Below are 10,248 nucleotides of genomic sequence, written 5' to 3'. Positions count from 1 at the left end.
TCATTAAGCACCATAATTAAATTCACATACAAAGTATATAAACTTCACGGTTTATCGGAAACTGTTGACGACGGCTTCAATTTAGACAAAGCTTTAAGAAATCCCTTATTAACTAATGATGTTACAAGAGATAGAGAGATTGTACTCGTTATTATAAACAAAATTATTATTAATAGAAGAAACTGCAATCCCATAGTCGATGAACTGATAATAAGAGGCTATATAGCAGGATCTGGAAGAACGCTAACAATTAAAGATGTTGCCTCAACATTTCTATTTTCCTTTACCTCTCTTAAAGAGCTTAATAAAATATAGATGCAAACAACAAATATTATTGATACAGAGAAGTATTTTATATCAATAAAATTGAAAAAATTCAAACCAACGTAAACTAATACGAGACTCAATAAAACAGAAACAAAGCTATGAAGAAAACCCAACAAACCTGAAATTAACATAATAGTACTATAATTAAATCTTCTTCTAATCGATAAAACATTCAAGGGAACCCAATGATCTGGAGCAATCATATGAAGAGAGGAAATTAGAATTGTAAATATTATTATTGCTAACGGATTCAATTTCATCATGATGTTTTATTATAATTGAAGCTTTTAAGTTCACGTATAAAAATTTATATCTTAAATCTTTTAGTTAAAGGTTTATTTTGATATTATTAGCCGATCAATGCCCTTATTCCAAACACTTTTCCAATTAAATCTCCAAAGAAAAATCCTGCTATAGCAGTTAAGAATAACATCAACAAACTTTCTATTATCTCCTTCGAAAACCTTTGGGTATGGATTATTGAACTATAATAAGTAAATCCGCTTATCATGGCAGTTGCAAAAAATAGAGAAATAACAAATGCTTCTATTATATTTCTCAATAGCAAGTACGGTAAAGCTAATATTACTACTGTTAACAAATAGCTAAATCCAGTTACGATTGCACCTGCTGAGGCTCTTATAGCTTTTTCCTGTTTAGCCTGCAAGTATGCAGCCCCAGCCATTGATAAAGCAGCAGAAAAGCCTACAACCAAGCCTGCAACGCCAGCTATTATTGTTTTATCTGTAGCACCCAAGAACCCTGCATGAACTCCAGAAACTTCAACTATAGCATCAGCAAGCCCTAAAGCAACATAGCTCAGATACTTTACTCTTACATCTTTTATATCTCCAATAATTTGCCTTTCATGAGTTTCTTCATCTTGAATGATTTTTTTCAATATAGATTTTTGATAATCATTTTCAAGCTTTTCTAAAAATTGTTTATAATCATCTATTGTAGCTGATTCGTTATTTTCCAGAACTTGCAAAGTAAAAACAGGGCCAAATAATCTATATAAAACTCTAAATAATAATCCAGGTTTTATATCGGGCTCACATTCATGACCTATTATACTTTTCCAAAAATTATAATGCTCTAATTCCTGTTCAGATAGTTTTTTCAAATCATCTTTAATTTTATTATCTTTACTATAATTTGATAGCGTTTTATACAATAAATATGTATTTATTTCATCTTTACAATATTTTTCTACTTTTTTTAAATCTTCTTTCGTTAACATTTATAGCACCAGTAAATTTTACCAGTAAAAAGTTATTAACCTAAGTGTTTTTTAAGCCATTCAGCCATAATCTCCATATATTTTATTCTTGTTTTTGGTTTACCGCTTCTTGTGAGATCATGATTTTCTCCCGGGAATAAAGCTATTTTTGTTTCCACTCCTAGCTGTTTCAAAGCAACAAAGAATTGCATTGCTTGTTCATATGGACATCTATAATCTTCTAACGCGTGCATTATAAGCAATGGAGTTTCTATCTTATCCGAATAAAATAATGGACTTTTTTCTTTTATTTTATCGAAGTCTGCCCATGGATTTTTAATTTCTAATTGGTCTGATGCAAAGTGCCATCCTATATCACTAGACCCATAAAAGCTAAACCAATTACTACAGCTCCTTTCTGTTATAGCTACCTTAAACCTATTTGTTTTCGTTATAATCCAGTTAGTCATAAAACCTCCATAACTGCCTCCAGCTACAGCTCCTTTATTTGGGTCTAAAGTTTTATTTCCTTTCAATGCGTCATCGACTATACGCATCAAATCAGAAAAATCTATTGTACCATATTTTCCTCTAATATCAGCAAACTCTTCTGTATAAGAATCACTACCATGGGGGTTGCCATAAACAACTGTATAACCTTGGGCTGCTAAATAATGAAATATAAAATTGAAAGAATAACCATAAAATGTTTTAGGTCCACCATGAATATATAGTATCCAAGGAGCATTTTCCTTATTTTCGTTGGATGACAAAACCCAATAATCTAAATTTTCTCCATCTTCAGATTTAGTTTTATAATGTTTAGCTTTATTTAATTTCTTAGAACTTAGAAATACTTCATTAAAACTTGTAATTTTCTTATAATTAATACCATCATATATATAAATTTCTTTTAATTCATTATCAGACATTTGAGTATATGCGATAATAGATCCACTTTCTGATATCGAGAATTCATCTATAGAAGATTCCTCAGGAGTTATAATGCCTTTTAGTCCTCCTTTCTCATTGGCTGCATATAAATTCACTTTTCCTTGATCACTCAACAAGAAATATATATAATTATTATGAGACCAGTAAGCAATTTCATTACAAGAAGGACCTCTAACATCACTATTTATTGAATTTTCTATATTTCTGTTTAAACCAGGCCATACTTGCTTAACTTCACCTGTTTTTAAATCGTAAAAGTATAGTTTATTATGTGTTGCATATCCTTTCTCCATCTTGTTTCCAATGAACGCAATTTTATCATCTTTTGGACTCCATAATACTTGAGAAATTGAATAGTTCTTTAATATGCTTATATCCTCATCAGTTTTTAAATTTTTTATTCTAATTTCATTCAAAAATGGTTTAAGCTCCTCATAAGAATCGACATAAGCTATTTTCTGACCATCATGAGAAAAATCAAATGAAGATACACCAAACTTACTATTTGTTATCTGAGAAACTATTCCATCAGGGTATGAAACTAGGAATAAATTAGATGGTCTATCATAAATAAATCCTTCTCCATTAAAATATGGAGGTATATTTTCTATAACTAATGCCTCTCTTTTACTATAATCTTTCCAATCCTTACTAGTTGCTCTTGATAAAAATCCTATCTTTTTACCATCACTAGACCACATAATTTTTGATATACCCTGTTTTTGGCTAAATAATTCATATTCTTCTCCACCAATTTTTAAGATATTTAATGAAATCCTTTTCTTTCTAATCCTCAAAAATGAAATTAAATTATCAATATTAGACCAAGAAGGGCAAATGTCTTTTTCACCTTTTGTTAGAGGATAATATTCATTATTATCATAAATCCATATGTTACTCTTTGATTTGTTTTTATCCAAGTCGTATCTTGATACTACGAAAAGAATTTTTTGCCCATTTTTTGAAATTATAGGACTAGAAACTAATGATAAATTAGATAAATCTTCAGGCTTTAACTTTTCACTCAAAATTCTCTCCCCAAAGCTATTTTATAATAAAAGAATAATAAGTTTTCACACCAAATATTACAATTTTAAAAATTTTATTTTAATTTAGAATATACTTGTAATAATTCTAAACCTGATCTCACGCCAGCATCATTTGCTAAAGGACCATTTGCAAAGAACTCTTCAACTTCTTTTTCTTTATTTAAACCTAATATAGGTATAATCCACATCAGGTTTCTCCCGAATATAGCGGTTCCTTCGAATGCTTTGTTTAATAAATAAAATCCTTTTTGCTTGAACCAATCCCAAAACACTTCTTTAGCCTTATCGTTTAAAGCAGCTTGCAATAAATATAAAAGATCTTGTAACTTGACGTTAATTTCACCCCATTCTAAAGTTTTCCTTATTACTGATGGGTCAGATATATACATCATAGACCTTAAGAATTTTAGCCTTTCAGAATCTAGCCCTGTTGTCATATATTTTTTGCTAAGCGTTTCAAAATCGTTTGTAACAATGGCATAAGCTGTATATACTGCTTCTCTCATATCGGGTTCTACTTCTTTTTCAAACATTCCTGATAACTCTTTAGCAAATGATCTATCCAAGATTGCAAGCCTTCTAGCTATTAATCCTTTCAAATATTTTAAATTGGGATCATTCTTTTTGCTTAGTTCAGAGTATTGATAGCTATGATACCTTAATGATAAATCGTTAAAAGCATCTTTATTTATCAAGCTTAATGTAAACAACTGTGATGATATTTCATTAACAGGCAAATATGACGTTTCTTTAAAGTATTTATTTATAATCTCTAAATATCTTTCTCTATTTATTAATCCTGAAAGTAAGAAATTATAATAATCATTTACAAAACCCCATATTTCTTTTGAGTTCATATTATCAATAAGTTCATTATCAAAATTATAATATACTCTGTAAAATCCTGACCTATCTAGGTTTAGCTTAATTGATTTTATATTATCTACTTTTATATTAGTTCTTTTTTCATCCATTAATAAATCTAGTCTTTTGCCATTTAAACTCATAGATATTGGAATAACATACGTTAAATCGTCAAGCTTCTTAGCTAATGTAAACCTTTGTTGTTCTAATACCAACTGATTTCCATCTAAACTTATTTTAACATATGGATAACCTGGTTGCATTATCCAACTATCCATAATTAACTTTACGGGATATGATGTAGTTGTTTGCAATGAATCCCATAAATCATTTGCCTTAGCATTTGAAAACCTAAAATGACTTAAATAATTATTTAATCCTTTCCTAAAGGACTCTCCAAGGAAATATTCTATCATCCTTAATATGCTCGCTCCTTTTCCATAGCTTATATCATCAAATATAGCTTCTATCTCGTCAGGGCTATTGACCTCTACGTGTATTGGATGTGTTGTAGATAATGAATCTCTTACCATTGCACCACTTGTTTCACCACTTAGAAAATCATCCCATAAATTCCATGATGGCTCAAACGAATCTACAGCTTTAAAGCTCATGAATGTAGCAAAGCTTTCATTTAACCATAAGTCATCCCACCATTTCATAGTAACAAGATCTCCGAACCATTGATGGGCTATTTCATGAGCTACTACTTCAGCTACTCTTTTCATTTGACCTAAATCAGAATCCTTTGGAACTAATAAGGCAGATTCTCTAAATGTTATAGCTCCCCAGTTTTCCATAGCGCCAAAAGCAAACTCCGGAACGGCTATAAGGTGCATCTTTGGTAGCATATATGGTATTTCGAAGTATCTTTCGTAAAAATCTATAGATTTTATTGCAGACCATGCGGCAAATTCCCCATTTTGAGATTTATTCGGTATTGTTGCAACAATTATTTTTCCTCTACTTAATTCTTCCCATTTTCCAATTCCCAAATAAATTAAATATGTAGACATTTTTGGAGTCTCATAAAAGCTAACAGTCTTCTTGTTTCCTTCTATATCAATTCTTTCAATAGGCATATTAGATATAACGTGAAGATCTTTAGAAACTCTAACTTTTATCTTAAATGAAGCTTTATAGCTTGGTTTATCAACGCATGGAAACATTTTTCTTGCATGAACAGATTCAAATTGTGTGGAAATTACGTAATCACCATTATATTTTGCTTTATATATACCAACTAATCTTTCTAAGGCTTCACCTTCAAAACCTAATTCTAAAATTCCATTAAAGCTACCTGTCTTTATTATTACCTCATTTTCGGTTTGCTTAAAATCAACATCCTTTCCATTAGCTTTAACATATTTTATTTTTAATCCAACTGAATCTAAAACGACTTGATTATCAGCGCTTAGCTCAATTTTTTCTATACCATCATATTTTGTACCGTTAAAATCCATAAATATATCATATTTATAGACTTCAAATCCTTGATAATATGCCAAGTTTTGCACCCTATATTAATTATAGCATACAAGAATTTAAACCTAAGGTCATAAGATCTTTTATCAATGTTTACTATTTTAATAGTATTTTTATTAAATATCAGAAATTTAATAAACTATTAGTCATTCCAGTAAACTACCCTATCCGTAAGGCGGGTCTCTGGTGAAGAAGAAAGTGTATGGATTCCTATTCCTATGATTAACTGGAAAAGAGATGATTTCATTTTTGCATCATTCTTGAAGTAATTTGGTAATAAAAAATTCCTAATCCTTAAAAACCTGAAAAAGATAAAATTTCTAGGTTTTAATATCATGTTTATATCAGTTTGACTATAACTGAAAAATAAAATTATCCTTACAACTGTATAATATATCTACAACTATGAAAAGATTAGAGAAAAGTATAAACGCTCTCCATATATCCAATATATAGGGTGAGTATATGATTAGAAGATATCTATTAACTATAGCAATTATAGCAATTATAGCAATTGGTATTGCATTGCCATTAACTACAAAAGCCGATTATATCGATGAATCACAAAACATGAATAACAATTATATATTAGTATATCCTAATTCAATATCATTTTTGTTCAACGGCTCAAAATATATAAATTACGAGGGTAATGGAAACCTAAGTTTGAGTCTGTCATTTTTAAATGGATACAAGATACTAAAATTAAATGCTACAAAATCCGTTGAAAATAATAAATATAGGTTAAGTGAGCTTGTATATTATCACAATTCTAATGGAGGGAAGGGAATATCTAATTATTCCGCTTTATATGAAACTCAGTATTTTAACATAACATCAAATGGTTATCTAATGATAACTGCTAACCCATCAAACAAAATTTATTATATTAACCTATCAATAGCCGCAAATTGGCAAGGCTCATTTAATGATTCAAATGAAGAAATGAGTGATCAGCTATATAGTAATTTCAATAATCTATTTAACTATAATGAAAATGACGAAAATTCTTTTAATCCTTCTACGAATCCTAATGATTTTACAAAATATTTCCAAGATATCAATTTAAATGATTTATCTCAACTTTCAAGTATTTCTTTATTAAAAGACTTAAACATAACTGGATTAAACATAACATATTATAATGTTAATTTTAATTTAAACTCAGTAAGTATAATGATTAATGCAACTTTCAATTCGACAGAAGCAACAACAAGTAATGCAAGTATGTTAATTAATAATCTAATTAATAACTTCCTTAAACCTAAATTTGTAAAGATAAACTCATATTCAATAACCAAAAACGGTATATTTAATTTAAACGTATTTATGAATACAACTGCTGATTTAACATCAATATCTATGCCATATAACTTTAATTTATCATCATTACTCTCATCATTAAATATACAATCAATAAGTCAATACAACCTATCTTTAATCAAAAACGCATTAAATGCTTCGGCAGAAATAATAAAATATATAAACGACAATTATGAAATAATTATTCCAAGTTCCTTAGAGCTAAACGTATCACTTAACGGGAACGAAAGTCATTATAGTGTAGAGACTCCAAAAATAGCGTATAAAGGTTCAACAACGCCAAAAGAAAACTTAGTTAGTGTTGATTACCTAATAGGAAATGTATCGGAAATATTGCAACAAAATGGTTTCAGTGAAGCAGCAAATAAAGTTTTATCAATAAATAATGTTAAAGTAACACTAATTGGCATAGGAGTAAAGGTTAAACCAAATCAAACAATAATAGGTAATTTAAGCCAGGTCAGCGTTACTATTAACAATAATTCTAGCATAACAACTCAAGAAGCTATAGGTGGGACAATAGCTGTGGTTGTACTGGCAGCAGTATTAGCTATATTTATTAAGAAACACTTCTAACTTTTGGTGTAGTTAATGCTATATAGCAGAGCATTAGCGTTAATAGTTATTTTTTCCTTTTTAATTTTAGGATCTCTCATGTTTTCTTTGTATGGAATATACAATAAATTAGATCAAGGTATAATGATAAAAACAACCTTGAATCTGATATATTACACGCCAAAAAACAATAAACAAATTAGCATATTAAGCAATAATAGTCAGACATATATAATAATTAATAATAAAGAATATATGATAAATCATTTAGATACAAATGAAGCATGTAGTTACGAAAACTATTACATTGCTCTTTCAGGCTATTATAATGAGAATCCTTCGTTAACTATTTTTTATAATAATGGTAGTTATGTTGTCTATCAATTAGATGAATCGCCTACAGCTCTTTACTGTACAAAAAATGAAATTGCATTTTCTGGGATTAGTCAGATAAATCCATATATAGGTTTCTTAAATGTAAGTAATGGCATATTAAAAAGTTATAAAGCGAATATATACATAGGAACGCCAAGTTACATAGAGTTTTATAATAACACTTATTTTATAACATTTAACAATAATAATGTCTTACTTTTTAACATTAATAAAAGTTATGTTATATCTTATCCTACATTCATTAGTTTATACGGCATATTTTATTACAACAAAAACATATATTTGGTAGGCTCTATAAACAATAATTCTGTATATGGATTTTTAAGCGATCCTATTAACAATAATTCTTTTATTGTAGGTTTAAATGATTATCAGGGGTATATAAGCATTGGTGTAAATAAATTAAATGGTTTTTCATTGCTATATAGGCCTTATACCACATGGGCATATTTAATAACTGTAACTCAAAACAAATTCGTCCACACGGCCATGATAGGATTATCATATCCTTTTTCTTTATATAATTTAGGTACTTATGATAAAGGCATATGGCTAACTGGATCATTTACAATAAACAATCAAAGTTATCAACTGGGATTATATGTTAATGGATCTATCAATGGATATATAGGATATAAACTTCCTGTAGCATATACTTTAACATCTTCTCCCATAGTATCTAGTGGATTCTTAAAAAAGGTTAACGTTAATTTAGAATTAAATGAAATAAATGTAACTCAAAATGAAATCGAATACAATAAAATATATGGTATATCTAATATAACAAACAATATAGAATTTCAATATCTTGAATTTTATGTTAATAAATACATAATATTTGGAGAATACACATTTATTTCTGTAATAATTGGAATAATAATATATTGCATATTAGCAAAAAGCTATAAGTGGAAATGTTTTTAGTAAAAAGGATTTTTATATGATAATATTACATCAATAACTTCGGGTCTCATTATATATTCTGGAGGTCTTTCACCTTTAATAATTGAGTTTCTTATTTGTGTTCCGCTAATTCTGACTCTGTCATTTTCTGAATGGGGGCATATTTTTTCATTTGCCATTGCATTACATTTCTTGCAATAAAAAGCCTCTCTAATAAACAACGGCATTATACCTAAATCAGGAAATTCTTCAAATATCTTCCATGAATCGTATGGACCATAATAATTACCAACACCCGCATGGTCTCTTCCTACAATTATATGAGTAGCACCAAAATTTTTTCTAACAATTGCATGATGAATTGCCTCCTTAGGACCTGCATATTTCATCTCCATCCTCAATATACTAAAAACATAACTATCTTTTGGGAAATAATTCGTTAATAATGCTCTATAAGAGTTTACTATCACATCATCTATAAAATCCCCTTTCTTTTTCCAACCCAATAATGGATTAATAAATAATCCATCAACAAAAGTTAACGCGGCTTTCATAACATACTCGTGACCTAAATGAGGTGCATTCCTTGTTTGAAAAGCTGCAACGCTTTTTATATTTAAATGATCAAATAGTACCCTAGTATCTTTTGGAAAAAGTCTTACTGTTTCATAAGGTTCCTTTATATTTTTTAATAAGGTTATAGGGCCAGCTAATAACTTATTTTTCATATCATAAACTTTATTAACTCCTGGATGTTCTCGCGAAGTTGTTTTATAAATATAATAAGCATACTCTTTTTTATCCCACGAATAGATCTCTTCTACTCTTATAACGGCCAAAATTTCGTTGTTATATACTAATGAAACCTCGTCTCCCTCTTTTATGTCTTTTAAATCGTTTTCATCAACATCTAATATAATAGGTATTGTCCACGGTAAATCATTTTCTAATCTCATATTTTTAATAACGGATTCATAGTCATTATAACTCAGAAAACCTTCAAGAGGTGAATAAACGCCATATGCAATATTTAATATGTCATATGCTCTGCTATCATTAATATTAATTTTAGGCATGCTTTTTGATTCTTCTATTAGCCTTTCTAATGACTTTCCTACTCTTGTTCTATCTATAAGTCTACCTCCATGAGGTTTAGAAACCATATAACCA

7 protein-coding genes are annotated in these 10,248 nt (G+C 28.9%); 3 read left to right on the top strand and 4 right to left on the bottom strand.

What is annotated here, in order from left to right; translation table 11 throughout:
- The coding region (locus tag ACP5GV_RS06170; RefSeq protein ID WP_428102856.1) for a hypothetical protein at nt 1-315 on the top strand (315 nt) is incomplete at its 5' end.
- 361 nt (nt 316-676) lie between these two features.
- Here ACP5GV_RS06170 and ACP5GV_RS06165 read toward each other — a convergent pair.
- The 3 genes from ACP5GV_RS06165 to ACP5GV_RS06155 form a co-directional block, all read right to left on the bottom strand.
- Nucleotides 677-1,570, bottom strand: a complete 894-nt coding sequence (locus tag ACP5GV_RS06165; RefSeq protein WP_428102854.1) for a VIT1/CCC1 transporter family protein — start codon at nt 1,568-1,570, stop codon at nt 677-679.
- A gap of 35 nt (nt 1,571-1,605) precedes the next feature.
- Nucleotides 1,606-3,531, bottom strand: coding sequence for a prolyl oligopeptidase family serine peptidase (locus ACP5GV_RS06160; RefSeq protein ID WP_428102851.1), 1,926 nt, complete (start codon nt 3,529-3,531; stop codon nt 1,606-1,608).
- A gap of 74 nt (nt 3,532-3,605) precedes the next feature.
- On the bottom strand, nt 3,606-5,924 hold the full coding sequence (locus ACP5GV_RS06155) for a M1 family metallopeptidase (protein WP_428102849.1): 2,319 nt from the start codon (nt 5,922-5,924) through the stop codon (nt 3,606-3,608).
- A gap of 442 nt (nt 5,925-6,366) precedes the next feature.
- Here ACP5GV_RS06155 and ACP5GV_RS06150 point away from each other — a divergent pair, with 442 nt between their 5' ends.
- Both ACP5GV_RS06150 and ACP5GV_RS06145 read left to right on the top strand, forming a co-directional pair.
- Nucleotides 6,367-7,800 carry a hypothetical protein gene (locus tag ACP5GV_RS06150; protein ID WP_428068799.1) on the top strand — a complete coding sequence of 478 codons (1,434 nt, stop codon included), beginning with the start codon at nt 6,367-6,369 and terminating at the stop codon, nt 7,798-7,800.
- A 15-nt stretch (nt 7,801-7,815) separates the two neighbouring features.
- Entirely contained in the window at nt 7,816-9,099 is a 1,284-nt protein-coding gene (locus ACP5GV_RS06145; protein ID WP_428102847.1) for a hypothetical protein, read from the top strand.
- On the opposite strand, the gene sat is transcribed toward ACP5GV_RS06145, so the two are convergent.
- Nucleotides 9,096-10,241 (bottom strand): sulfate adenylyltransferase, encoded by a 1,146-nt coding sequence (gene sat, locus ACP5GV_RS06140; protein ID WP_428090291.1) that lies wholly within the window; start codon nt 10,239-10,241, stop codon nt 9,096-9,098. The genes ACP5GV_RS06145 and sat overlap by 4 nt on opposite strands.
- Nucleotides 10,242-10,248: the final 7 nt, after the last annotated feature.

Source organism: Caldisphaera sp., from assembly GCF_049974385.1.
In the GTDB taxonomy this organism is placed as follows: Archaea; Thermoproteota; Thermoprotei_A; order Sulfolobales; family Acidilobaceae; genus Caldisphaera.
The sequence above is the reverse complement of the archived record's forward strand: the minus strand, read 5'-3'. Positions and strand labels throughout refer to the sequence as shown.